Source organism: Saccharopolyspora sp. NPDC050389 (assembly GCF_040655595.1).
Classification (GTDB): Bacteria; Actinomycetota; Actinomycetes; order Mycobacteriales; family Pseudonocardiaceae; genus Saccharopolyspora.
Window position 1 is genome coordinate 15,614 of sequence record NZ_JBFAKG010000071.1, and the last position, 23,755, is coordinate 39,368.

Genomic DNA, 23,755 nt, shown 5'->3' on the forward strand with positions numbered 1-23,755 from the left:
AAGCAAGGTCCCATTGATTGGCTTCTCGTACGAGGTCGAAACGAACACCCCGAACCGGACAGCAAGGGTTGCCGCTCTCATGACCACCAACAAGAAACGGAACCGCGCGGGCTCGAAGCTTAAGCGGCGGATCTCCGGTGTACTGGCGTTGGGCATCGCGCTGGTGGGTGCCGGTGGGCTGTACACCGTCGTGACTCCCGAGCCGCAGACCGCGCACGCCGCTGCGGACCCGGCTCTGGTGAGGCAGGGCGAGCAGCTCTACAACAACGCCTGCATCTCCTGCCACGGCGCCAACCTGCAGGGCGTCCAGGACCGCGGCCCGAGCCTGGTCGGCGTCGGCGAGGCCGCCGTGCACTTCCAGGTGGCCACCGGCCGGATGCCGATGGTCCGCCAGGAAGCGCAGGCCTTGCGCAAGCCGCCGAAGTTCAACCCGGAAGAGATCGACGCCCTCGCCGCCTACGTGCAGAGCTACGGCGGTGGGCCGGAGTCGCCGAAGAAGACGGGCGAGGCGCTGCAGGGCGGCAACACCGCGCGCGGCGGTGAGCTCTACCGGCTCAACTGCGCGTCCTGCCACAACTTCACCGGGCGCGGCATCGCGATGTCCTCCGGCAAGTTCGCGCCGAACCTGCACGAGGCCACCGAGCGCGAGATCTACGAGGCGATGCTCACCGGCCCGCAGAACATGCCGAAGTTCTCGGACCGGCAGCTCACGCCGGAGGAGAAGCAGGACATCATCGGCTACATCAAGTCGGTCACCGACGGAAACAACAACCCGGGTGGCAACGACCTGGGCGGCTACGGGCCTGGGCCGGAAGGCGTCATCGCCTGGGTGGTCGGGCTCGGCGCGCTGATCGGCCTCACCCTGTGGATCGGAGCCAGGGCATGAGTGAGCAGAACAAGGAATACACCGAGGCCGAACTGGCCGAGATGAGCCGCGACGAGAAGGTCCGGCTAGGCCTGGCGCTCGACGACGTCGAACTCGTCGAGTACCGGGACAACTTCCCCGTCCAGGGGACCCGGGCCGAGCGCCGGGCGGAGCGGGCGGTCGCCGCCTGGTTCACCCTCGCCGGGCTGTCGGCGCTGGCGTTCATCGCGGTCTTCGTGTTCTGGCCGTGGAGCTACCAGCCGCCGTCGGACGAGCGCGCGCACTTCATCTACTCGCTGTACAACCCGCTGATCGGTTTCTTCTTCGGCCTGTCGATCCTGGCCGTCGGCATCGGCGTCGTGCAGTACCAGAAGAAGTTCATCCCGCACGAGGTCGCCGTCCAGCAGCGGCACGACGGTCACGGTTCCGACGAGGTTGACCGGCAGACCACCGCCGCGCTGCTCGCCGACTCGGGCGTCCGCAGCGGCATCTCCCGCCGGTCGATGATCCGCCGCACCGCCGGCTTCGGCGCCGGTGCGTTCGGCGTCGGCGCGGGCGTGTTCGCGATCGGCGGCCTGGTCCGCAACCCGTGGGCGACCGAGGGCCCGGAGTCGTTGCAGCACACCGAGTGGCTGTCGGAGAACGGCGAGAAGACCTACCTGCGCCGCAACACCGGCAACCCGCACGAGATCTCCCTGCTGCGGCCGGAGGACATCGACGCGGGCGGTTTCGAGACGGTCTTCCCGTTCCGCGAGTCCATGCGGCACGACGAGCACGAGCTCGAAGCCTCGATGCGCAAGGGCGACGCGCCGGTCATGCTGATCCGGCTGCGCCCCAACAGCAAGCCGGTCAAGCGCAAGGGGCAAGAGGACTTCAACTACGGCGACTACTACGCCTACTCGAAGATCTGCACCCACGTCGGCTGCCCGACCTCGCTGTTCGAGCAGCAGACCGGGCGCCTGCTCTGCCCGTGCCACCAGTCGCAGTTCGACGTGGTCAACACCTACGCCAAACCGGTGTTCGGCCCGGCTACCCGGGCGCTGCCCCAGCTGCCGATCGCGGTGGACGAGGACGGCTATTTCGTGGCCAAGGGCGACTTCATCGAACCGGTCGGCCCGGCATACTGGGAGCGTAACGCATGAGTTCGATCACTCGACCGACGAAGTCGGAGAGCGCTGCGTACCGCAAGGTGGCCACGGCGGCCGACGAGCTCGACTCGCGGTTCCAGCTGGCCAAGGGCATGCGGCGGCAGCTGAACAAGGTTTTCCCCACGCACTGGTCGTTCCTGCTCGGGGAGATCGCGCTCTACACGTTCATCATCCTGATCGTGACGGGCGTCTACCTGACCCTGTTCTTCGACCCCTCCATGGAGGAGGTCGTCTACAACGGCGTCTACCAGAACCTCCAGGGCGTCCCGATGTCCCGGGCGATGGAGACGACGCTGAACATCTCGTTCGAGGTGCGCGGCGGTCTGTTCATCCGGCAGCTGCACCACTGGGCGGCGCTGCTGTTCGTCGCGGCGATGGCGGCGCACATGTTCCGGGTGTTCTTCACCGGTGCGTTCCGCCGCCCGCGCGAGAGCAACTGGACCATCGGCGCCCTGCTGTTCATGCTGGGCATGTTCGAGGGCTTCTTCGGCTACTCGCTGCCGGACGACCTGCTCTCCGGTACCGGTATCCGGGCGACCCTGTCCGGCATCGTGCTGTCGATCCCGGTGCTGGGCACCTGGATCCACTGGGCGCTGTTCGGCGGTGAGTTCCCGGGCACGGAGATCATCCCGCGGTTGTACGTGCTGCACGTGCTGGTGATCCCGGGCGTCATGCTCGGCCTGGTCGCGGTGCACCTGGCGCTGGTCTGGTACCAGAAGCACACCCAGTTCCCCGGGGTGCGGCGCAAGGAGAACAACGTCGTCGGCGTCCGGATCATGCCGACCTTCGCGCTCAAGGGCGGTGCGTTCTTCGCGCTGGTCACCGGCGTGTGCGCGATCCTGGCCGGCGTCTTCCAGATCAACCCGGTCTGGAACATCGGCCCGTACAACGCCTCCCAGGTGTCGGCGGCCTCGCAGCCCGACTGGTACCTGATCTGGGCGGACGGCATCCTGCGGATCTGGCCCGCCTGGGAGCTCTACCTCGGGCCGTACACGGTGCCGCCGGTGTTCTTCGCGGGCGTCATCGGCATGGGCATCCTGTTCACGCTGCTGATGGCCTACCCGATGATCGAGCGCAAGCTCAGCAAGGACAACGCGCACCACAACCTGCTCCAGCGGCCGCGTGACGCGCCGGTCCGGACCGGCCTCGGTGCGATGGCTCTGGCGCTCTTCGGCGTGCTGATGATCTCGGGCGCGAACGACATCGTCGCGTTCCAGTTCAACATCTCGCTGAACGCGATGACCTGGGCCGGCCGCATCGGCCTGCTGGTGCTGCCGCCGCTCGCGTACTACATCACCTACCGGGTCTGCCTGGGCTTGCAGCACAGCGACCGCGAGGTGCTGGATCACGGCGTCGAGACGGGCATCATCAAGCGCCTGCCGCACGGCGAGTTCATCGAGGTCCACCAGCCGCTGGGCCCGGTGGACGACCACGGCCACCCGGAGGCGCTGCCGTACCAGGGCGCTCCGGTGCCGAAGAAGATGAACAAGCTCGGCGCGGCCGGCAGCCCGGTGGAGGGCAGCCTGCTCACCCCGGACCCGGCCGAGGAGACCGCAGCGCTGGAGCGGGCTCGGCACGAGCACGCGGCCCGCGAGGCGGAGCGCGAGCTGACGGCCGGCAAGCCGCAGCAGCCCACCGAGTAAAGCGAGTACGCGCGAGGCCCGGTACCCGAGAGGGTGCCGGGCCTCGTCGTTTTCGCGAGCGATCGCGCGGTGGCGGCGGGGCCACTACGTTTGCCGCGTGGCATCGATCAGTGATCCAGAAGTCCGCGCCTTCCTCGAAGCAGGCACCCGCACCGGCATTCTCGGCTTCACCGCGAGCGACGGGCGACCGCTGGTCGCACCGGTGTGGTTCGTGCTGGACGGCGACGACGTCGTGTTCAACACCAGCAAGGACACCGCGAAGGGCCGTGCGATCGTCCGCGATCCGCGGGTCGTGCTGTGCGCGGACCTGCCCGAGCCGCCGTACGCCTTCGTGCAGGTCCAAGGCCTTGCGGAGACGTCCGAGGAGCCCGGCGAGCTGCTCCGGACGGCGACCAAGATCGGCGGCCGCTACATGGGCCAGGACCGGGCGGAGGAGTTCGGGCGCCGCAACGCGGTGCCCGGCGAGCTGGTGGTTCGCATCCGGCCGACGAAGGTGATCGCCGCCCTGGACATGACCGGGTGAGCGCGGCCGGCTGTCAGTCGATAGCGGCGTATGGATTCCGGCCGGTGGTGGCCTTCTCCAGCCAGGCGCGCCAGGAGCCCGCGGCGCCCGCCGGTTCGGCCCACGGGATGCTGCACCGGACCATGCGGGTGCCGCCGGTGGTCAGCCAGCGGTAGACGACCCGTGCCTCGTCGGCCGTCGTGCCGTGCAGCGGTCCCGCGCCGGGGATGACGGTCTCCGCCGACGCCTGCAGCAGGTCCACGATCGGCATCGGCGGGACGCCGCGCCGCGCGTTGCCCGCGGCCGCGAGTCGACCGTGCCGGATCACCGACAGATGCCAGCCGCCACGGCCGTCCGGCCGGGCCGCCACGAGCTCGGGCACGCCGGTAAGGGCGGCCAGCCGCTGCCCGCGGTCCAACGAGCGCACGAGCGCGGCCAGCTGGTCGCGGTGCACGGCGGCGTCTTCGAAGCGTTGCGCCGTGGACAGCCGGTCTAGCTCGCTCCGCAGCTCCTCCAGCAGATCGGAGCTGCGGCCGCGGATGACGTCTCGGATGGAGATCACTGCGGGCTCGTACTCGGCGGCGCTCTGCCGCCCCGCGCAAGGCGCTCCGCAGCGCTCCAGCTCGTACAGGGCGCAAGGGCGGCCGCTGGGTTCGCGCGCCGAAATGCGTTCGGTGCACCGGCGCACGGGCACCGCGGATTGGAGCGCCTCGACGGCGTCGGCCGCCGCTTGGCGGGAACCGAACGGCCCCAGCGCATCGGGTTTCGGGACTCGCACCACCGACAGGCGGGGGAACGGTTCGTCGGTCAGCACCACCCACCAGGCGCGCTGCGGGAACTTCGAGCGCCGGTTGTAGCGCGGCTGGTGCGCGGCCAGCAGCCGGAGCTCCCGCACCTCGGCTTCCAGCGGGTGAGCGCACTCCACGTGATCGACCCGCTCGGAGATCAGCACCATCTCCTTGACGCGGGTGCGCCGCTCCCCGGCGGTGAAGTACTGCCGGACCCGCCGACGCAGGTCGGTAGCCGTGCCGACGTAGAGGACCTCGTCCTTCGGTCCGCGGAAGAGGTAGACGCCCGGCGAGTTCGGCAGCCCGTCGGCAAGGCCGCGTTTGCGCCGCTGCTGCGGCGCGACGTCGGGCAGGTGACCGAGCAGGTCCTCCAGCGTTCGCACCCCGAGCGGGCCCACCCGCTCCAGCAGGGAGTGCAGCACGTCCACGGTGGCGCGCGCGTCGTCCAGCGCGCGGTGCACCGGAACGGTGCGGGCGTTCAGCACCCGGGCCAGCGTGCCGAGCTTGTGGTTGGGCGTCTCGTCCTTGGTCAGCACCCGGCGAGACAGCCGCACGGTGTCCACCACCTGCGGCTTCGGCCACCGCAGCCCGAGCCGCTCGCAGTTGGCGCGCAGGAATCCGATGTCGAACGGGGCGTTGTGGGCTACCAGCACGCTGCCGCGGCTGAACTCCAGGAAGGCGGGCAGCACCGTGCCGAAGCTGGGCGCGTTGACGACCATCGCCTCGGTGATGCCGGTGATCGACACGACCGCGGGCGGGATGCCGCGCTCCGGGTTGACGAGCGTGGCGAACTCGCCGAGCACTTCGCCGCCGCGGACCTTGATGGCACCGATCTCGGTAACCGCGTCCTCGTTGCGGTCACCACCGGTGGTCTCCAGGTCGACGACGACGAAAGTCACCTCGTGCAGCGGGACTTCCTCGGTGGTGGCGAGCTCGTCGAAGGACAGTTGCGGGTGCGCGGACATCGGCGATCACGTTACGTCCCGCTACCGACAGGCCCGGCGGATGCGGGGTTCCGGGACCTGGGCCATTAGCCTGTGGGGGTGGTACCGCCGAAGCCGGGGTCAGCCGACACCCCCACCCCCGACGAGTCTGCTGTGGACAGTGCACAGCAGGCCGGCGGTGGCCCGCCGATCGACTGGGACGCGCTGCCCGGTCCGCTGCGCCTGCGGCTCGCGGAACTGGCCGCCTGTTCGCTGGGCGAGATGCGCTCGTCGGACGTGCCGGCCCAGCTCCGACCGGTGGTCCGCTTCGCGCCGGCCAAGCGGGCCAAGCTCGGCCAGCCGGCGCTGATCGCCGCGCTGCGCGACTCCGCGGTGTTCCGCACCGCGGTCGTGGACTGGTGCGGCAACCACCGCCCGGAGGCGCTCGCCCTCGACGACCCCGACCCGGTCGCGGTCGCAGCGGCCGCCGTGCTGCTCGGCTCGCCGATCGCGCCGCACTACGTGGAACTGATCGCGTTCCGCGCAGAACAGGGCCAACTGCGTAGCGAGCGCGATTCCGCGACGGCGCGGGTCGAGCGGCTGACCGCCGATGTCGAGCGCCTGCGCGGAGAGCTCGCCGAGGCCAAGCACGCTGCCGACCGAGTAGGCGACGAGAACAGCGTGGAGGCGGACCGGCTGCGCAAGCGCCTGCGAGAGCAGGGCGTGCGGCTCAAGGAAGCCAAGGACGCCGCGGAGCACGCGCGCAGCGAGCTGGAGAAGGTTCGTGCGGAGCACGGGGCGGAGATCGAGGAGATCGCTGCGGAGCGCGACCGCGAGCGGACGCGAGCGCAAGAGGAGCGACGGCGTGCGGAGCGCGCGAGCTCCGAGGTGGAGGTGGCGCGGCAGTCCGCCCGAGAAGCCCGCCAGGGCGACGAGGTGCGGTTGGCGCTGCTGCTGGAGACGCTGGAGGGCGCCGTAGGCGGCCTGCGACGCGAGCTCGGGGCGAGCGGGAGCGGGCCTCGGCCCGCGGACGTCGTGCAGCGCGTCAGGGCGCATTCCGGCACGACCGGTGAGGTGCCGGACGTCGCCGCGCTGGACCGGTTGCTGGCGCTGCCCGCCGTGCACCTGATCGTCGACGGCTACAACGTGACCAAGACCGGGTATCCGGAGTTGCCGCTGTCCGATCAGCGGGATCGGTTGGCGCACCAGCTCGCCGCGTTGTCGGCGCGGACCGGCTCGGAGGTCACCGTCGTCTTCGACGGCGCCGACGTGCTGTCAGTGCCGACCGCCGGGCCGCGCGGGGTTCGGGTGTTGTTCAGCGAGCCCGGGGTGCAGGCCGACGACGTGATCCGGGATCTCGTGTCCGCCGAGCCGAAGGGGCGGCAGGTCGTGGTCGCGACTTCGGACCGGGCCGTGGTCACCTCGGTTCGCCGGCGGGGCGCCTACGCCGTCTCGTCCGCGATGTTGCTGGCCCGGCTCAACCGCGTCTAGCAGCTTGCCGACGCGACCGACCGCCTGGCGATTCGCCGCACGTGGCCGATGTCATAACCGATCACCAGCGTGTCATGCGTCTCTCGATCGAGTGGGTTTGAATACAACAATTCCAGGTGAAGGACCTGCACGATCCGTCACCGTGAGCGCATGACTCTCATCCGTTAGGGACCTTGTGCATTGAGGCACAAATTTTTCGACCCACTTCTGGACCTTGCGGCTCACCTTTCGTAACCTACTCGGGACCTCGTGGCGATCAGTTGCCCAGACCGGGCGGCCCGCGGGGCACCGTTGCACTGACTTGTCGGGGAGTCGGGCCGCGCCGGGTAGGGGGCATCCGGTCGGTAAGCGGGCGACCAGAAGGAGCAGTGCGCGACGTGGAGTCGCACCGACTTAAGCGCTCTTTGCGAGGTGCCCTGGCCGCAACCGCGGTCGCAGCCGTCGTTGGCATGACCTCCGGGCCGGCGCTCGCAGACCCACAACTCCCGAACAACGCCTCGGACGCGGCCAAGCAGGTGCAGGAGCTCCAGCACCAGGCGGAGCAGCTCACCGAGGAAGCCAAGAAGGCCGAAGACGACCACGACGCCAAGAGGGCGGAGCTGGATCGGGCGAACCAGGAGGCCGGCCAGGCCGAGCAGGTCGCCAACCAGGCCCGCGCCGAGGAAGAGCGGTTCCGCGGCCAGGTCGACCAGCTCACCCACGCGTCCTACCAGGGTGCCCGGCTGAACAAGCTGTCGGCGCTGCTGGTGAGCGAAACCCCGGAAGACTTCCTCAACCGCGCGTCCGCATTGGACGTGCTGGCCAAGGACAACAACGACGCGGTCAAGGCGCTGTCCTCGGCCCGGCAGCAGGCGGAGACCGCCGAGCGCGCCGCGCAGGACGCCCGCAACCGCGCCGTGCAGGCCGAGGCCGATGCCGGGCGCATCGCCAACGACCTGGACCAGAAGACCAACGCGATGAACGACCAGATCGCCAGGGTCAAGGCGCGCTACAACCAGCTCAGCAGTGCCGACCGCGACTCGCTGAAGTCCGACGGCGATACCGGCGTCGGCTCGATCGCCGGTGCCGGTGCGGCCGTCGCCGCGGTGAACGCCGCGCTGGGCAAGCAGGGCTCGGACTACGTGTGGGGCGCGAAGGGGCCGTCGACCTTCGACTGCTCCGGCCTGATGTACTGGGCCTACAAGCAGGCCGGTGTGACCATCGGCGGCTCGACCAAGACCCAGGTCACCCAGGGCCGCAGCGTGTCGGCAGGCGACCTCAAGCCGGGCGACCTGATCTTCTACTACAGCCCGGTCAGCCACGTCTCCATGTACATCGGCAACGGCAAGGCGGTGCACGCCCCGACCTCGGGCGACGTCGTCAAGGTGACCGACTACAAGAAGATCGGTCCGGTGACGGCGATCCGCCGCGTCGCGGGCTGAGCTGATTTCCGCCTTCGGGGCCGGCACCGCCAGGTGCCGGCCCCGAAAGCATGTCGGGGGGACCCGGGCGGGCCGCCGATGTGATCGGGAATACCATGCGCCCCGTGCATGCACCGGGGGTGTTTCGGGCGTGGCTGGCGGTTGCCGCCGCCGGCGCCGTCCTGGCCGGGGTCTCCTCGATTTCGCTGCCGTCGCCGGAACTTCCGCGCACCGCGTCGGCGCGGGCCGGCTTCGCCGTGCCGGCGACGCCGGACGTAGCGGTGCGCGGCCTGCTGGATCGGCGGGCCGCCGCGGTCCGGGTCGGCGACGAGGCGGCGTTCGCGACCACAGTGGACCCCGAATCGCCGCCGGACTTCCAGCGGCGTCAGCACGAACTCTTCCGCAACCTCACGACGATCCCGGCCACCGAGTGGACCTACGAGCTGGTCGGCACGGCCGGTGCCCGGCCGCCGGTGCCGGCGGCGGACGAGACCTGGGCCCCGCGGGTGGTGTTGCGTTACGCGCTGACCGATGTGGACAGCGTGCCGACCCAGCGGACGCTCGGCTACGTGTTCGCCCGGCGCGGCGATTCCTGGTACCTCGCGGACGATGCCGGGCCGGGCGTCTGGCGGGGCCCGTGGGACTTCGGGCGGTGCCACGTGCGCCGCACCGCCACCGGCATGGTCATCGGCCACGATCCGGAACCGGTGGAGCGGGTTTCCCGGCTGCTGGACGCCGCCGTGGCCGACGTGACGGAGATCTGGGGGCCGGGCTGGCCCCAGAGCGTCGGCGTGCTGGTGCCGGCGTCCCAGGAGGAGCTGCGTTCGCTGGTGGGGCCGGAGTTCGCGGTGGACGGCATCGCGGCGGTCGCGGTGGCCGACCGGGTGGACACCGGCGCTCGCCGGGCGGAGGGCCAGCGGGTGGTGCTCAACCCCAAGGCGGCCGACCGGCTTTCCGACGTCGCCCTGCGCGTGGTGCTGCGCCACGAGATCACCCACGTCGCGGCCCGCGCGGACACGGCGGCCGAGGCTCCGATGTGGATGCTGGAGGGCTTCGCCGACTACGTCGGCTACCGCGAGAGCGGGGTGGCTCCGAAGGACATCGCCCCGGACCTGGCCCGCCGGATCCACGAGGCCGGACCGCCGGCGAAGCTGCCCGAAGACGGCGATTTCCACCAGGCCGGCCGCCGCCTGGATCTGGCCTACCAGCAGTCCTGGTCGGTGGTGAGCCATCTCGCCGACCGGCTCGGCGAACGACGCCTGGTGGATCTCTACCGCCGCGTGGCGGCGACCGACTCACCGGCCGAAGTGGACGGTGCCCTGCGCGAGGCCACGGGCCTCACCAAGGCCCAGCTGGTGGCCGACTGGGGTGCCGGCCTCCGCCGCACCTTCGGTTGATTCTCTTGAGGCGAAGGGCGGCTTCGAGCGAGAAGGTGCGCGGATCGCTGCCGCACCCCGCCGCTTCCGCCGGAGCTAGCTGAGGTTGGTCAAGGTGTCGTCGGCGATTCGCATCGCGGGATCGGATCGGTTCGACCGCGCCCAGTCGGCCAGTTCACCGACCAGTGTCTCGATCTCCGACGCCGCGAAGTGCGATGCGTCCCAGGCGGCGTACAGGGTAACGCTCAACGGTTTTCCGCCGCTGCGCAGATTCGCCGTGCGCAGGCCGAATCTCGGTGACTCGATGACCACCGCGCCCGGTCGGCTTCGGGAGAGGAGCCGTGATGCTGAAGATCGACGCGATCTTCCGGGGCGGCTGCATCCGCGCACACGCTGGGCGTGCACAACGGTCGCCTGATCGGATTCGACGAGGAACTCGACGGTGTCACCGCCGAACAGGCCCACGACCTCGCGGGGGCATCGGTGCTGCCGGGGTTAAACGATGCTCACCAGCACGTGTCGCGCCGCGGGCGGATCCTGGCGACCCTCGATCTCCGCGTGGAGTTGGTGACGTCGCTCGACGAGCTCTACGAGGCGGTGCGGCGCTACGCCACGGGCCTCGGCCCCGAGCAGTGGAAGTTCGGTTGGGGTACGACCAGAACAAGATCACCCCACCGCGGCGGCGCTGGACCGCGCGGCCGGCGGCCGTCCGGTGTGGCTGGACCACGTCTCGGGGCACATGGGAGTGGCGAACACGATCGCGTTCGAGCGGGCCGGTTTTCCCGGCGGCCTCGGCGTGCCGGACGTCGACGGTGGACACGTCGTGCGGATGGCGGACGGGCGGGCGGAAGGGCTGCTGCAGGAGCGCGCCAAGTCCCTGATCCAGCGGATCACCCGCCCGGTTCCCGTGGACGAGGTGCTCGACTACCTGAAGCTGTCGTCGGATCGGGCGCTGTCGGAAGGACTCACCAGCGCGACCGAACCGGGCCTGGCCGCGCACGAGCACATGGGCTTCTCGCCGGCGGATTTCCACACCTCCCAGCTCGCCCGCGAACGCGGCCTGCTGCGCATCCGGATGACGGTGATGCCCTACATCACGGCGCTCCACTACCTGGGCGGCTTCCGGGAAGCGACGGAGTGGTTCGGGCTGGACACCGGGATCCGGACCGGCTTCGGCGACGATCGCCTCCGCATCGGAGCGGTCAAGATCCTCACAGACGGTTCGCTGATCGGGAAGTCCGCCGCGATGAAGTGCTGCTACCACAGCGAACCCGACAACCACGGGTTCATGCTCTTCGAACCGGACGAGATCCGCGAACTCCTCGCCGCCGCCCACCGGTCGGGCTGGTCCGTCGCCGCGCACGCCATCGGCGACGCGGCGGTGGACTTCGCCCTGGACGCCATCGAGGCCGCCCAGCTCGCCGCTCCGAGATCCGATGCACGGCACCGCGTAGAGCACTTCGGAGTCACCTCCGACGAGCAGGTCGCCCGCCTGGTGCGGCTGGGCGTGGTGCCGGTGCCGCAGGGCCGGTTCATTTCGGAACTCGGCGACGGGATCCTCCGGGCCCTCGGCCCCGAGCGGAGTCGCCAGGCGTACCGGATGAAGTCGCTGCTGGATGCGGGGGCGGTCCTGCCCGGCAGCAGCGACGGGCCAGTCGTGGACGCGGCGCCGCTGCTGAACATCCACGACATGGTCAACCGCCGCACCGCCGCTGGTGATGTGCTGAACGCGGACGAGCGCCTGACGGTGCAGGAGGCGGTTCGCGCCTACACGTACGGATCCGCTTACGCCGCAGGCGAAGAAGCGGTCAAGGGCACGCTGACGCGCGGAAAGCTCGCCGACTTCGTCGTGCTGTCGGACGACCTCTGGGACGTCGACCCGGCCGGGCTGAAGGACGTCGCCGTAGGTGCCACCGTCGTCGGCGGAGTTCCGGAGTACGACGACGGAGCACTCGCGTAGCTGAGAGCACGAGGGCCGCCGATTTCGCGGGAAATCGGCGGCCCTCGCGCACGCGAAGCGGATGCTCCTACTTGGCGTAGATCGCTTCGATGGTGGCCGCGTGGTTCTCGGCGACCTTGTTCCGCTTGAGCTTCATGCTCGGCGTCAGCTCGCCGGTGGCCTCCGTGAAGTCCTCCGGCAGGATCCGGAACTGCTTGATCTGCTCCGCCCGGGATACCGCCTTGTTGGCCTCGTCGACCGCCTTCTGCACTTCGGCGCGCAGCTCCGGATCGTCGACCAGCTCGATCGCCGGGGTGTTGTCCGGGCGGGAGTTGTTCGCCAGCCAGGACGGCAGGAACTCCGGGTCGAGGGTGATCAGGGCGCCGATGAACGGCTTCTGGTCGCCGACCACCATGCACTGGCTGATCAGCGGGTGCGCCCGCAGCGCGTCCTCCAGCATCGCCGGGGCGACGTTCTTGCCGCCCGCGGTGACGATGATCTCCTTCTTCCGGCCGGTGATCTTCAGGAAGCCCTCGTCGTCCAGCGAGCCGAGGTCGCCGGTGTGGAACCAGCCGTCCTCAAGGGACTCCTTGGTGGCGGCCGGGTTGTTCCAGTACTCCTTGAACACCACGTCGCCCTTGACCAGCACCTCGCCGTCCTCGGCGATGCGCACCGACGTGCCGGCCACCGGCTTGCCGACGGTGCCGACCTTGAACGCGCTCTCCACGTTCACCGCGGCCGCGGCGGTCGTCTCGGTCAGCCCGTAGCCCTCCAGCACCGGCACGCCGACGCCGCGGAAGAAGTGCGCGAGCCGCTCGCCCAGCGGCGCGCCGCCGGAGACCGCCGCGATGCAGCGGCCGCCGAGCGCCGCCCGGAGCTTGCCGTACACGAGCTTGTCGAACAGCGTGTGCTTGAGCTTCAGCCCCAGGCCCGCGCCGCCTTCCTCCTGAGCTCGGCTGAACGCGACCGCGGTGTCCTCGGCGAGGTCGAAGATCCGGCCCTTGCCGCTGCCGTGCGCCTTCTGCTTGGCGGTGTTGTAGACCTTCTCGAACACCCGCGGCACCGCCAGCACGAACGTCGGCCGGAACGAGCCGAGGTCGGCGACGAGGTCCTTGATGTCGCTGGTGTGGCCGAGGGTGACCCTGCCGTACACGCACATCACGGTGATCGCGCGGGCCAGCACGTGCGCCATCGGCAGGAACATCAGCATCGAGTTGCCGGGCCTGGTCAGCTGCGGGAAGGCCTCGATGTCCGCGCGGACCTCGGCGAGCATGTTGCGGTGCGTGAGCACGCAGCCCTTGGGGCGGCCGGTGGTGCCCGACGTGTAGATCAGCGTCGCGACGTCCTCCGCGCGCACCGCGCGGCGGCGCAGGTGCACATCCCGGTCCTCGACCTCCGCGCCGAGCGCCGTCAGCTCGTCCACCGCGCCGGCGGCTCCGCCGCTGGTCGGGCCCTCGATCTGCCAGACGTGGGAGACCTCGGAGAGCCGGTCCACGACCTTGTCCACCTCGGCGCGGTGCGAGTCGGTCTCCACGATCACGGCCTTGGCCGCCGAGTCGGTGAGGATCCACTCCACCTGGTCGGCCGCGGAGGTCTCGTAGATCGGCACCGTGACGCAGCCGGCCGTCCAGATCGCGAAGTCCAGCAGGCTCCACTCGTACCGGGTCCGCGACATCAGGCCGACCCGGTCACCGGGCTCCAGACCCGCTGCGACCAGGCCCTTGGCCACGGTCAGCACCTGCGCGGCGAAGTCGGCGGCCGTGACGTCGACCCAGGTGCCGTCCACCCGGCGCCGGAAGCTCACCGTGCTTCCGAAGCGCTCCGCGTTGGCCCACACCATGTCGGTGAGGTTCTCGTCCTCGGCCACAGTCGTTGTGGCGGGTGCGCTGAACTCTCGCACGTCGAAACCTCCGAAAACACACCAGTCAGTGGGGCACAACCTAACGCTGATAGTTACTGAGCGGTAGTCCCCGTTGTGCGCCCGCTTCAGTCAACACAGCGTAGTTGCCCCGTTGATCGGCATGGTGCCGCCGGTTGGCTGCTTGCGCCGCCCGAACGGTGCAGGTGGGAAACGGGTGCTCCCAAAGGGGCGCTCGGACGGATTAGGTTCGGGGGAGGAGTTGTCGGCGGAGGGGAGTGTGGAGTTGCGCGTCCACGTCGTTTCGGACGTCCACGGCAACGTCGAGGACCTCAAGCGCGCCGGGGACGGCGCCGACGCGCTGGTGGTGCTCGGCGACCTGATCGACTTCGTCGACTACCACGATCACGGCAAGGGCATCCTGGGGCGGGTGTTCGGCCCGGAGAAGGTGGCCCGGTTCGCCGAGCTGCGGCGCAGCCACCGCGGCCCGGAGTTCGGTGCCTACGTGCGCTCGCTGTGGGCCGGGCTGACCGACCCTGCGGCGGTGGTCGAGGAAGCCGTGCGCGAGCAGTACGCCGAGCTGTTCGCGGCGCTGACCGCGCCCACCTACGCCACCCCGGGCAACGTCGACGCGCCGCACCTGTGGCCGGAGTTCGTCCGCGAAGGCATCCGGGTGCTGGACGGCGAGAGCGTCGAAATCGGCGGCCTGACCTTCGGTTTCGTCGGCGGCACGGTGCTGCCGGCGGGTGTGACGCTGCGCCGCCACGCGGCCTGGGTGCCGTACCTGCGGCCCGAGGACGAGTACGACGCGGCGGTCGCGGCACTGCCCGAAGTGGACGTGCTGTGCACCCACCTGCCGCCCGCCGTGGCGGAGCTGACCTACGACGTGGTGGCGCGGCGGCCGGAGAGCGGTTCGGCCGCGCTGGTCGAGCGGATCGCCTCCGACCGGCCGCGGTGGTCGCTGTTCGGGCACGTGCACCAGCCGCTGGCGCAGCGCATGCGGATCGGGCGCACCGAGTGCGTCAACGTCGGGCATTTCCAGCGCACCGGGCGGCCCTACGTGCTCCGGTGGTGAAGGTGAGGAAAAACCCTGCTCCTCCACGCCGCTGCCGCCACCCGCACCCGGTAACCTGCGGCGCATGGTCGATCAGTCCACCCAGTCCATCGTGATCGAGGCCCCGGCCGCGCAGATCATGGCAGCGATCGCGGATTTCGGCGCCTACCCGGAGTGGGCGGAAGCGGTGAAGGAGACCGAGGTGCTCTCGCGAACCTCGGGCGGCGACGCGGAGCGGGTGCGCTTCGTGCTGGACGCCGGAGTGGTCAAGGACACCTACGTCAACGTCTACGACTGGGCGGGCGACGGGCTGTCGGTGAGTTGGAACCTCGTCGAGGGCCAGGTGCAGAAGGCGCAGCGCGGCAGCTACCGGCTCGACCCGCTGTCCGACGACCGCACCGAGGTGACCTACAGCCTGGCCGTGGACCTGGCCATCCCGATGATCGGCCTGTTCAAGCGGAAGGCCGAGAAGATGATCATGGACACGGCGCTGAAGGAGCTCAAGCGCCGCGTCGAAGGCGCGAAGTAAGCAAGCATCCGTTGCGAATCCTGCTGTTCACCGGAAAAGGCGGCGTGGGCAAGACCACCCTCGCCGCCGCCACCGCCGCCCGCGTGGCCGGGCACGGCGGCAAGGTGCTCGTCGTCTCCACCGACCCGGCGCACTCGCTGGCCGATGCGCTCGACGTCGAACTCGGCGCGCAGCCGCGGGAGGTGCGGCTGGACGGTTCGCGCGCGGCGCTGCACGCCGCCGAGGTGCAGACCCGCGAGCTGGTCGACGGCGCCTGGCGCGAGCTGCGCGAACACCTGCGGACCATGCTGCAGGGCGCCGGCGTCGACGAGGTCGACGCGGAAGAGCTCACGGTGCTGCCCGGGGTGGAGGACCTGCTGGCGCTCACCGAGGTGCACCGGCTCGCCGCGAGCGGGTTGTGGGAGACCGTGATCGTCGACTGCGGGCCGACCGCCGAAACGCTGCGGCTGCTCGCGCTGCCCGAATCGCTCGCCGGCTACCTGGAGCGGCTGTTCCCGGCGCACCGCCGGGCCGTGCGCGGCTTGCTGGCCGGCATCGCCGGCAGCGAGCAGGTGGAGCGCTGGGACTCCGTCGCGGACGGGCTGGGGCGGCTCGCGGAGCGCCTCGCGGGCCTCAAGGACATGCTCGGCGACGCCGGGACCAGCGTCCGGCTGGTGCTCACGCCGGAGTCGGTGGTGGCCGCCGAAACCCGCCGGACGCTGACCGCCCTGGCGCTTCAGCAGATCCGGGTGGACGGCCTGGTGGCCAACCGCGTGGTGCCGCACCCCGGATCGGCTCGCGGCGCCGCGGCGGGATGGTTGCGCACCCGCCGCCGCGAGCAGGAGAAGGTGCTCGACACGCTGCGGGCCGCGACGGATCTGCCGCTGCGCGTGGTCGAGCACCGCGCCGCCGAACCGGTCGGCGCGGAGGAGCTGCTGGCGCTCGGCGACGAGCTCTACGCCGATACCGATCCGCTGGAAAACCCGTCGAACCCGCCGTCCATGCAGGTCACCGGCGGTGGCCGCACGCTGGACGCGGAGTACTCGCTGCGGATCGCGCTGCCGCTGCACCCGGCGGCGGAACTGGACCTGGCGCGGATCGGCGACGAGCTGGCGATCACCGTCGACGGCCGCCGGAGGCTGATCGCGCTGCCAGCGGTGCTCCAGCGGTGCACCGTGACCTCGGCGGTCGCCGGCGATGACGGGCTGACGGTGCGGTTCCGGCCCGACCCAGAGTTGTGGATGCGGTGATTCCGGTGGACGAGATGCGCGACGAATCCCGGCACGACCAGCTCCTCGACGAGCTCCGGCTGCTGCTCGACGTGATCGCGGGCAAGGCGGAGGACTACCTGCGCGGCTGCGACCAGGGCACCGAGCCCGAAAGCGGAGCGGGCTGCGGCTGGTGTCCACTGTGCGCGGTGGTGGCGCTGCTGCGCGGCCGCCGCCCGGAGCTCAACGACCAGCTCGCCGGGATCGTGCAGGTGCTGCGGCAGATGCTGGCCGATCAGCGCCCGGCGGCCGAAGATCCCGAAGAGTCCGAAGAGGACGTTCCGGCGCCGTCGAAGGTGCAGCGGATCGCGGTCCGGCGGGTCGACGGCCCGGTGCTGGCAGACGGCGAGGCCGCGTCGAGGTGCTGACCATCGGAGTGGACGTCGGCGGAACCAGCGTGCGGGCCGGCGTGGTGGATCAGCACGGCGAGATCCTGGAAACCCACCGCGTCCCGACGCCGGCCACCGGCGCCGAGCTGAACGCGGCGATCGCGGACACGGTTCGCGCGCTGTCGGACCGGTACCCGGTCGCCGGGGTCGGCCTGGCCGTCGCCGGGTTCGTCAGCGAGGACCGCAGAGTGGTGCGCTTCGCGCCGCACCTGGCGTGGCGGCACGTCGCGGTCGCCGACGAGCTCGCCAACCGGCTCGGGCTGCCGGTGGTCCTGGAGCACGACGCGAACGCCGCGGCCGTCGCGGAGCAGCGCTTCGGCGCGGCCGTCGGCGCGCGAGTGGCCGCGCTGGTGGCCATCGGCACCGGCATCGGCGGCGCGCTGGTGATAAGCGGCAAGGTGTTCCGCGGGGCCTACGGCGTCGCCCCGGAGCTGGGCCATCTGCGCGTCGTCCCGGACGGCAGGCCGTGCTCGTGCGGCAAGAACGGCTGCTGGGAGCGGTACTGCAGCGGTACCGCACTGGCGGCCACGGCGCTGGAGTTCCGCCGGGCGGCGGGGGATCCGGTGCTGGTCGAGCCGACCGGCGTCGACGTGGCCCACGCGGCAGAAGCGGGCGACCCGGTCGCGCTCCGCGCGGTCGCGGAACTGGCCCGCTGGCTCGGCGAGGGCCTGGCGCTCGTCGCCGACGTCTACGACCCGGAGGTCGTGGTGATCGCCGGTGGTGTCTCCGACTCGGCGCACCTGTTCCTCGACGCCGCCCGCGAGCACTACGCCAGAGCCGTCACCGGAGCCGGGCACCGCCCGCTGGCGCGGATCGCGGTGGCCCACCACGGGGATTCGGCGGCCATGATCGGCTCGGCGGCCCTGGCCCGCGAACACGTCCTGACCAAAGCCCCGCACCTGACCTGACGACGCGATTTCAACGGAAATCGACGGTCTGATCTCCATTGAAATCGCGGGACGGCATCAGACCTGGGCGCCGTCGTCGTTGTCGGAGTTCGGCGGCGGGCCCTGGCGCAGCCTCAGCAGGAGCCAGCCGATGCCCGCGCTGATCAGCACCAGGCCCAGCGGCATCGCGAGCGAGCTGTACATCCCGGCGAGGCCGGGCACCAGCAGGATCAGCACTCCGACCGCGATCACCGCGATCCCGAGCAGCGTCGTCGGTCGCGGGGTGGGCAGCGGCGGCGGCTCCGGCGGGACGAAGTGCTCTTCCTCCTCGTCGGGCCCCGGCGCCCAGTCCCGCGGCCCGGCGTCGCGCGCGGCCTTCGGCTCGACCTCGGCGACATCGGCGACCGCGCTCGCGGTGCCTGCGGTGTCGGTGGAGTTCGCGGCGTCGTCGGGGACGTCCTCGGGCCACCGCGCGAACGTCGAGTCCCGCTCCAGATCGGCGACGATCTCGGCGAATGCGGCGTCGATATCCTCCGGCCCGTCGGGGTTGTCGCGGCGCGTGTTCATACGACTTCCTCGGCCCGTTCGAGGTGGATGCGTTGCAGGAATTCGACGCTACCGCTGAACACCGCCGGCGCGTCATGGTCCAACGTCGCCACGTGGAAGCTGTCGGCCAGCACGACCTCCGCGAGATCGCTGCTGGCGACCCCGTCCAGCACGAGCGCGGAATTGACCGGCTCCACGATGTGGTCGACGGTCGACCGGAACAGCAGCAGCGGCTGGCGCACCCGGCCCAGGTCGCCGCGCACGACGCCCCACAGCTCCTGCAGGCTGGCCATCGCGCGCAGCGGCAACCGCTGGTAGGCGAGCTCGAAGCCGTCTGGCTTGGCGATGTCACCGGGAATCCCGCCGATCGCGGGCCACACCTTGCTCAGCAGCGGCAGCAGCCGGGAGCCCTTGCGCAGCGTCATCACCGACGGGTTGACCAGCACGATCCCGGCGATGTCGGGATGCTGCTCGGCCAGCCGCAGGGTGAGCGTGCCGCCCATGGACTGGCCGAACACGAACACCGACCGGCAGCGGCCGAGCAGTTCGGCGAGCTCGCCCTCGACGGTGGCGTACCAGTCCCGCCAGCCGGTGCGGTTCAGATCCGGCCACCGGGTGCCGTGGCCGGGAAGCAGCGGACAGCGGACCGTGAACCCCTCCGCCGCCAGGTGCTCGCCCCAGGCCCGCATGCTCTGCGGGGTGCTGGTGAAGCCGTGGCAGAGCAGCACGCCGATGTCCTCCGATCCGTTGTGCGTGAACGGTTCGGCACCGGGGAGCACGGGCACCGCGGCCTCCCAACAGCATCGGCGAGCCAGTACCGCTTCATCGTCGCATGCGCGGCCGACATGTGGGGCGGACTTGGTGGTGCGGTCGTGATCGCGCCAAGAGCCGGTCGAGATCACCACATCGAGCCCGCATTGTGCCCGATGTCGGGGCTCCGTAGGCTGAGCAGGGAACTCGGCGGGGCAAGGAGGCGGCAGCGCGGTGTTGTACTGGGTGATGAAGCACTTACTGCTCGGGCCCGTGATGAAGCTGTTCTGCCGTCCGAAGGTCGAAGGCGTCGAGCACGTGCCGGCCACCGGCGGCGCGATCCTGGTCAGCAACCACCTGGCCGTCGCCGACTCGTTCTTCATGCCGCTGATGATGCCGCGCCGGGTGACGTTCCTGGCCAAGCGCGAGTACTTCACGGGCAAGGGCTTCAAGGGCAAGTTCAAGAAGTACTTCTTCTCCGGCGTCGGCCAGGTGCCGATCGACCGCTCCAGCGGCGCCGCCGCGCAGGCCGCGCTGGACACCGGCATCCGCCTGCTGCGCGAAGGAAAGCTGCTGGGCGTCTACCCGGAGGGCACCCGGTCGCCGGACGGCCGGCTGTACAAGGGCAAGACCGGGGTCGCGCGGATGGCGCTGGAGTCGAAGGCGCCGGTGATCCCGATCGCGATGTTCGGCACCGACCGGGTCAACCCCATCGGATCGAAGATGTGGTACCCGCACAAGGTCGTGGTGAAGGTCGGGCCGCCGCTGGACTTCTCCCGCTACGAGGGCATGGCGGGCGACCGGTTCGTGGAGCGGTCCATCACCGACGAGATCATGTACGCCCTGATGGAGCTCTCCGGCCAGGAGTACGTCGACGTCTACGCCGCCAAGGTGAAGGACGACCTCGCCGCGCAGGGCAAGCAGGTGGCGGGCTGGAAGGCGCAGAAGCCCGCCGAGCGGCTCCCGGAGTCCAAGGCCGGCTGACGGCCTGATCGTCCTGCGATCATGTTCGGATGAGCCGACAGTCGTCCAAGGCACTGGTGCTCGCACTCGTGGCTTTCAGCAGTTGCTCTGCCGGATGCTCGCTCGTTGGCGCTGACGATGAACCGTCCGGGCCGCCTGAACCGGCCGCGTCCTACTCGGCACTGGAAACATTTCCCTGGGCCTTCAACCGCGCGGGGAGTTCGTGCAACGGGCAGTCCTTCACCATCGACTTCGACAACGTCGGACGTGCACCGGTAGGCGTTCCCGGCGCCCCGGACTTCGGCTACTCGGGCGAGGACTGCCTCGTCGTGGGCTGGCCGCTGGGCTCGTCCGGGCCTGATTCGTTCGCGGCCATGGTCGGTCCGGGCGAGGCGTTGGCCCCTCGCGAATGCCATCTGGCCGCAGTGCGGGAGGCCACCGGGCCCGATTTCTACCCACCGCGCGATCCGGAGGCCGCGGACTTGGGCATCGTCGAGGGAGCGGCGGTGTGCGTGCTCACCGATCAGCGCCGGGTCGTGCGGGCTCGGATCGACGCGATCATCGGGGAGGACGGGACAGCCACCCCTGCGGTGCGTGGTGAAGCCACGATGTGGTTGCCCGCCGAATGAGGGGCACGCGAGTCACTTCGGCTCCCAGATGATGGCTTCCCCGCTCAGTTCGAGCACCACGTCCTTGACGAAGTTCTCGGTGTCATCGACCACCCGGTCGATCCGGGCTCGCACGACCCGCCCCCGATCGGTGAGCACGCACAGCGCCGCACCTTCGACCAGGCGAGCTTCCTTGCGGGTTCGGGGCTCGATGTAGTTGGGTAGCGCCCCCGCCAGCGCGGCACTGCGGCAGGTCAACGGGTCGTGCGCCTGATCCGCGGTGACCAGGCCGCCCTTCGAACCGTCGAGCGCGAAGATCCGGGTGTAGTCAGAGCACGTGGTCTGCTGCTGATACCCGATGTCGTCCGCACCGGGGTCGGGGTCGCCGACCACGTCGTCCCAGTTGATGGTCTGGCCGTCCGCGAGGACGCCGTTTCCGCAGCCGTCGCCGGGAAACCGCAGTCCCCAGTTCAGGATCTTCGGCGGGCCGTACGCCAGGTGCTGACGTGGTTCGGTCGTGGGAGCGGCGGACTCGGCGCGGTTGGTCTCGGCAGGTTCCGGGGGCGGTGGAGGGCTGGTCGGCGAGCCGAAGAAGCGGTCCCACAGGCTCAGCCCGCCGTCTAGGATGCCGATGTAGAGGCCGATTGCGGCCAGGATGGCGACGATCACGCTTCCGATGGTCTTGCCACCAGCTTGCATACCAGCTCGCATCCGCTCTCGCGCCCACGCGGCGAGTTCCGCTTGTCGGGAGTCGTTCGTTGATCATTGTGGCGCATCGGCCGCGTTTCGGGAGCTGGATCGGTCTCGATACCGGCCGACGGCCCCCATACGCTGCTGGAACGGCTGCCGCCTACCCTTGCCCGGTGCGGTACTTCTACGACTGCGAGTTCATCGAGGACGGACACACCATCGAGCTGGTGTCGATCGGGATGGTCGACGAGTCCGGCCGCGAGTTCTACGCGGTGTCCACCGAGTTCGACGCGTCTCGGGCCGGTGCCTGGGTGCGGCAGCACGTGCTGCCGCAGTTGCCCCCGCCCGCCGATCCGTGCTGGCGCTCCCGCGCCCGGATCCGCGAGGATCTGTACTCCTTCCTGACCGCCCGCAACGGGAACGTCGAGTTGTGGGCCTGGTACGCGGCCTACGACCACGTGGCGCTGGCGCAGCTGTGGGGCGCGATGCCGATGCTGCCGTCGCGGATCCCGAAGTTCACCCGCGATCTGCGGCAGCGCTGGGAGGACCTCGGCAAGCCGAAGCTGCCTGCCGCGCCGGACAACGCGCACGACGCCCTGGCCGACGCCAAGCACAACCTGGAACGGTGGCAGGTGATGGAGGAGGTCCGCCGCAAACGCGGCTTCGCCTGACGACGAGAGGGCGATTTCGCGCGAAATCGCCGCCGCCCACGCGTGGCGGAAGCCGGTTTCGCGCGAAATCGGCGGACGGTGCGTGGGCCTCGTGCGTTCCCAGCTCGTTCGTCGCGACCGGTAACTTCCCGGATACTTGCTGCAACGATCCAGTTCGTGCCACGCTGTGGCCAGGGGGAGATGCAGATCACTTCTGTCCAGGCTGGATTCGAGGAGGCGGCGAAAAGCGATGCCGGCTGGAATGCGTGTCGGAGTGCTCACCGGTGGCGGCGACTGCCCCGGGCTCAACGCGGTGCTCCGCGCGGTGACCCGCAAGGGGATTTCGGTGCACCAGCACGAGATCCTGGGATTCCGCAGCGGTTGGCTGGGCCCGGTGGAGGGCCTGACCATGCCGCTGACCCTCGACAAGGTGGAGGACATCCTCAACCGGGGCGGCACCATCCTGGGCTCGTCGCGCACCAACCCGTACAAGGTCGACGACGGGATCACCAGGCTCAAGGCGACCCTGGAGGAGCACCGGGTGGACGCGCTGATCGCGATCGGCGGCGAGGACACCCTCGGCGTCGCCGAGCAGCTCACCCACGACGGCGTGCCGGTGGTCGGCGTGCCCAAGACGATCGACAACGACCTGGACGCCACCGACTACACGTTCGGCTTCGACACGGCGGTGCACATCGCCACCGAGGCCATCGACCGGCTGCGCACCACGGCGGAGTCGCACCACCGGGCGCTGGTGGTCGAGGTGATGGGCCGGCACGCGGGGTGGATCGCGCTGCACTCCGGGCTGGCGGGCGGCGCGAACGTCATCCTCGTGCCGGAGCAGCCGTTCAGCGTTGAGAAGGTCTGCACCTGGGTGGAGCAGCGCTTCGAGCGGCAGTACGCGCCGATCATCGTGGTCGCCGAGGGCGCGGTCCCGGAGGGCGGCAAGGAACTGCTGCTGACCGGTGAGAAGGACGCCTTCGGCCACGTCCGGCTGGGCGGCGTCGGCACCTGGCTGGCGGAGGAGATCGCGGCGCGAACGGGCAAGGAGTCGCGCGCGGTGGTGCTCGGCCACGTGCAGCGCGGCGGCACGCCGACGGCCTACGACCGGGTGCTGGCGACCCGCTTCGGCCTGCACGCGATCGACGCGATCACCGAGGGCGACTACGGCAAGATGGTCGCGCTGCGCGGCACGGACATCGTGCGGGTGCCGCTGCGCGAAGCGACCGCGTCGCTGAAGACGGTGCCTCTGGAGCGCTACGCGGAAGCCGAAGTCCTCTTCGGCTGAGACTCGACGAAGGGCGCCGTCGCCTGGCCCGGCGACGGCGCCCTTCGTTCGGCCCTGAAAAACTGCGTCACCGAGCGACGAGGGCTGACCGAACCAGGGCTCAGGTGACCCGCACAACCACGTGCGACGCTGCTTCGTTCCAGCATGTGGACGCATTCGTTCCACCGGTTAGGCTAACCCCTCGCTCGCGCCTGCGGGCACGATCCAAGGAATTTCGGAGG

At 70.4% G+C, this 23,755-nt stretch carries 22 protein-coding genes and 1 pseudogene; 17 read left to right on the forward strand and 6 right to left on the reverse strand.

All coding sequences use genetic code 11. The annotated features are described in order from the left end of the window. The first annotated feature begins 79 nt into the window (after nucleotides 1-79). The 4 genes from AB0I53_RS34980 to AB0I53_RS34995 all read left to right on the forward strand — a co-directional run bounded on the left by AB0I53_RS34980 (nucleotide 80) and on the right by AB0I53_RS34995 (nucleotide 4,179). Nucleotides 80-886, forward strand: coding sequence for a cytochrome c (locus AB0I53_RS34980; protein WP_358612775.1), 807 nt, complete (start codon nucleotides 80-82; stop codon nucleotides 884-886). Continuing rightward, nucleotides 883-2,007 (forward strand): ubiquinol-cytochrome c reductase iron-sulfur subunit, encoded by a 1,125-nt coding sequence (locus tag AB0I53_RS34985; RefSeq protein WP_358612777.1) that lies wholly within the window; start codon nucleotides 883-885, stop codon nucleotides 2,005-2,007. The genes AB0I53_RS34980 and AB0I53_RS34985 overlap by 4 nt, the downstream gene beginning before the upstream one ends. Beyond that, on the forward strand, nucleotides 2,004-3,656 hold the full coding sequence (locus AB0I53_RS34990) for a cytochrome bc complex cytochrome b subunit (protein ID WP_358612779.1): 1,653 nt from the start codon (nucleotides 2,004-2,006) through the stop codon (nucleotides 3,654-3,656). Before AB0I53_RS34985 ends, AB0I53_RS34990 begins: the two co-directional genes overlap by 4 nt. A gap of 97 nt (nucleotides 3,657-3,753) precedes the next feature. After that, nucleotides 3,754-4,179, forward strand: a complete 426-nt coding sequence (locus tag AB0I53_RS34995) for a PPOX class F420-dependent oxidoreductase (protein ID WP_358612781.1) — start codon at nucleotides 3,754-3,756, stop codon at nucleotides 4,177-4,179. Between the two features lie 13 nt (nucleotides 4,180-4,192). On the opposite strand, the gene AB0I53_RS35000 is transcribed toward AB0I53_RS34995, so the two are convergent. Next, on the reverse strand, nucleotides 4,193-5,911 hold the full coding sequence (locus tag AB0I53_RS35000) for a DEDD exonuclease domain-containing protein (RefSeq protein WP_358612783.1): 1,719 nt from the start codon (nucleotides 5,909-5,911) through the stop codon (nucleotides 4,193-4,195). Between the two features lie 132 nt (nucleotides 5,912-6,043). Between AB0I53_RS35000 and AB0I53_RS35005 the strand changes: the two genes are divergently transcribed. From AB0I53_RS35005 to AB0I53_RS35015, 3 genes are all read left to right on the forward strand, one after another. After that, a complete protein-coding gene (locus AB0I53_RS35005; RefSeq protein WP_358612785.1) occupies nucleotides 6,044-7,360 on the forward strand; it encodes an NYN domain-containing protein in 1,317 nt (438 codons plus the stop codon). Nucleotides 7,361-7,728: 368 nt separating this feature from the next. After that, nucleotides 7,729-8,781, forward strand: a complete 1,053-nt coding sequence (locus AB0I53_RS35010; protein WP_358612787.1) for an NlpC/P60 family protein — start codon at nucleotides 7,729-7,731, stop codon at nucleotides 8,779-8,781. 95 nt (nucleotides 8,782-8,876) lie between these two features. Beyond that, entirely contained in the window at nucleotides 8,877-10,157 is a 1,281-nt protein-coding gene (locus AB0I53_RS35015; RefSeq protein WP_358612789.1) for a hypothetical protein, read from the forward strand. A 75-nt stretch (nucleotides 10,158-10,232) separates the two neighbouring features. On the opposite strand, the gene AB0I53_RS35020 is transcribed toward AB0I53_RS35015, so the two are convergent. After that, nucleotides 10,233-10,385, reverse strand: a complete 153-nt coding sequence (locus AB0I53_RS35020) for a hypothetical protein (RefSeq protein WP_358612791.1) — start codon at nucleotides 10,383-10,385, stop codon at nucleotides 10,233-10,235. Between the two features lie 421 nt (nucleotides 10,386-10,806). On the opposite strand from AB0I53_RS35020, the pseudogene AB0I53_RS35025 reads away from it, so the two are divergent. Next, nucleotides 10,807-12,096, forward strand: a pseudogene (locus tag AB0I53_RS35025) (amidohydrolase); the annotation flags it as partial. Nucleotides 12,097-12,163: 67 nt separating this feature from the next. On the opposite strand, the gene AB0I53_RS35030 reads toward AB0I53_RS35025, so the two are convergent. After that, the gene (locus tag AB0I53_RS35030) at nucleotides 12,164-13,975 is read right to left on the reverse strand and encodes a long-chain fatty acid--CoA ligase (RefSeq protein WP_358612792.1); all 1,812 of its coding nucleotides are present in this window, start codon (nucleotides 13,973-13,975) and stop codon (nucleotides 12,164-12,166) included. Between the two features lie 244 nt (nucleotides 13,976-14,219). Here AB0I53_RS35030 and AB0I53_RS35035 point away from each other — a divergent pair, with 244 nt between their 5' ends. From AB0I53_RS35035 to AB0I53_RS35055, 5 genes are all read left to right on the forward strand, one after another. Beyond that, nucleotides 14,220-15,008: a metallophosphoesterase gene (locus AB0I53_RS35035; protein WP_358612836.1), complete on the forward strand. Its 789-nt coding sequence runs from the start codon at nucleotides 14,220-14,222 to the stop codon at nucleotides 15,006-15,008. A 64-nt stretch (nucleotides 15,009-15,072) separates the two neighbouring features. Then, nucleotides 15,073-15,516 carry an SRPBCC family protein gene (locus AB0I53_RS35040; RefSeq protein WP_358612794.1) on the forward strand — a complete coding sequence of 148 codons (444 nt, stop codon included), beginning with the start codon at nucleotides 15,073-15,075 and terminating at the stop codon, nucleotides 15,514-15,516. Between the two features lie 11 nt (nucleotides 15,517-15,527). Continuing rightward, the gene (locus tag AB0I53_RS35045; RefSeq protein WP_358612796.1) at nucleotides 15,528-16,745 is read left to right on the forward strand and encodes an ArsA family ATPase; all 1,218 of its coding nucleotides are present in this window, start codon (nucleotides 15,528-15,530) and stop codon (nucleotides 16,743-16,745) included. A gap of 14 nt (nucleotides 16,746-16,759) precedes the next feature. Beyond that, nucleotides 16,760-17,131: a hypothetical protein gene (locus AB0I53_RS35050; protein WP_358612838.1), complete on the forward strand. Its 372-nt coding sequence runs from the start codon at nucleotides 16,760-16,762 to the stop codon at nucleotides 17,129-17,131. Further along, entirely contained in the window at nucleotides 17,125-18,060 is a 936-nt protein-coding gene (locus AB0I53_RS35055; RefSeq protein WP_358612798.1) for an ROK family protein, read from the forward strand. Before AB0I53_RS35050 ends, AB0I53_RS35055 begins: the two co-directional genes overlap by 7 nt. A 57-nt stretch (nucleotides 18,061-18,117) precedes the next feature. On the opposite strand, the gene AB0I53_RS35060 is transcribed toward AB0I53_RS35055, so the two are convergent. Next, entirely contained in the window at nucleotides 18,118-18,606 is a 489-nt protein-coding gene (locus AB0I53_RS35060) for a DUF308 domain-containing protein (RefSeq protein ID WP_358612800.1), read from the reverse strand. After that, nucleotides 18,603-19,370 (reverse strand): alpha/beta fold hydrolase, encoded by a 768-nt coding sequence (locus tag AB0I53_RS35065; RefSeq protein ID WP_358612802.1) that lies wholly within the window; start codon nucleotides 19,368-19,370, stop codon nucleotides 18,603-18,605. Before AB0I53_RS35065 ends, AB0I53_RS35060 begins: the two co-directional genes overlap by 4 nt. Nucleotides 19,371-19,569: 199 nt before the next feature. On the opposite strand from AB0I53_RS35065, the gene AB0I53_RS35070 reads away from it, so the two are divergent. Together AB0I53_RS35070 and AB0I53_RS35075 are read left to right on the forward strand one after the other, a co-directional pair. Next, on the forward strand, nucleotides 19,570-20,319 hold the full coding sequence (locus AB0I53_RS35070) for a lysophospholipid acyltransferase family protein (protein ID WP_358612804.1): 750 nt from the start codon (nucleotides 19,570-19,572) through the stop codon (nucleotides 20,317-20,319). A gap of 29 nt (nucleotides 20,320-20,348) precedes the next feature. Further along, nucleotides 20,349-20,927 carry a hypothetical protein gene (locus tag AB0I53_RS35075; protein WP_358612805.1) on the forward strand — a complete coding sequence of 193 codons (579 nt, stop codon included), beginning with the start codon at nucleotides 20,349-20,351 and terminating at the stop codon, nucleotides 20,925-20,927. Between the two features lie 12 nt (nucleotides 20,928-20,939). Here AB0I53_RS35075 and AB0I53_RS35080 read toward each other — a convergent pair whose 3' ends face one another. Further along, nucleotides 20,940-21,575 (reverse strand): hypothetical protein, encoded by a 636-nt coding sequence (locus AB0I53_RS35080; protein WP_358612807.1) that lies wholly within the window; start codon nucleotides 21,573-21,575, stop codon nucleotides 20,940-20,942. Between the two features lie 194 nt (nucleotides 21,576-21,769). Here AB0I53_RS35080 and AB0I53_RS35085 point away from each other — a divergent pair, with 194 nt between their 5' ends. Together AB0I53_RS35085 and AB0I53_RS35090 are read left to right on the forward strand one after the other, a co-directional pair. Then, nucleotides 21,770-22,267: a polyadenylate-specific 3'-exoribonuclease AS gene (locus tag AB0I53_RS35085; RefSeq protein WP_358612809.1), complete on the forward strand. Its 498-nt coding sequence runs from the start codon at nucleotides 21,770-21,772 to the stop codon at nucleotides 22,265-22,267. A gap of 241 nt (nucleotides 22,268-22,508) precedes the next feature. Next, nucleotides 22,509-23,534: a 6-phosphofructokinase gene (locus AB0I53_RS35090; RefSeq protein WP_358612811.1), complete on the forward strand. Its 1,026-nt coding sequence runs from the start codon at nucleotides 22,509-22,511 to the stop codon at nucleotides 23,532-23,534. Nucleotides 23,535-23,755: the final 221 nt, after the last annotated feature.

Coding starts and splice junctions, on each gene's coding strand:
- AB0I53_RS35050 (WP_358612838.1), top strand. CDS start 16,760: ATGCGCGACGAATCCCGGCACGACCAGCTCCTCGACGAGCTCCGGCTG.
- AB0I53_RS35060 (WP_358612800.1), bottom strand. CDS start 18,606: ATGAACACGCGCCGCGACAACCCCGACGGGCCGGAGGATATCGACGCC.
- AB0I53_RS34980 (WP_358612775.1), top strand. CDS start 80: ATGACCACCAACAAGAAACGGAACCGCGCGGGCTCGAAGCTTAAGCGG.
- AB0I53_RS35075 (WP_358612805.1), top strand. CDS start 20,349: ATGAGCCGACAGTCGTCCAAGGCACTGGTGCTCGCACTCGTGGCTTTC.
- AB0I53_RS35015 (WP_358612789.1), top strand. CDS start 8,877: ATGCGCCCCGTGCATGCACCGGGGGTGTTTCGGGCGTGGCTGGCGGTT.
- AB0I53_RS34985 (WP_358612777.1), top strand. CDS start 883: ATGAGTGAGCAGAACAAGGAATACACCGAGGCCGAACTGGCCGAGATG.
- AB0I53_RS34990 (WP_358612779.1), top strand. CDS start 2,004: ATGAGTTCGATCACTCGACCGACGAAGTCGGAGAGCGCTGCGTACCGC.
- AB0I53_RS35000 (WP_358612783.1), bottom strand. CDS start 5,911: ATGTCCGCGCACCCGCAACTGTCCTTCGACGAGCTCGCCACCACCGAG.
- AB0I53_RS35040 (WP_358612794.1), top strand. CDS start 15,073: ATGGTCGATCAGTCCACCCAGTCCATCGTGATCGAGGCCCCGGCCGCG.
- AB0I53_RS35090 (WP_358612811.1), top strand. CDS start 22,509: ATGCGTGTCGGAGTGCTCACCGGTGGCGGCGACTGCCCCGGGCTCAAC.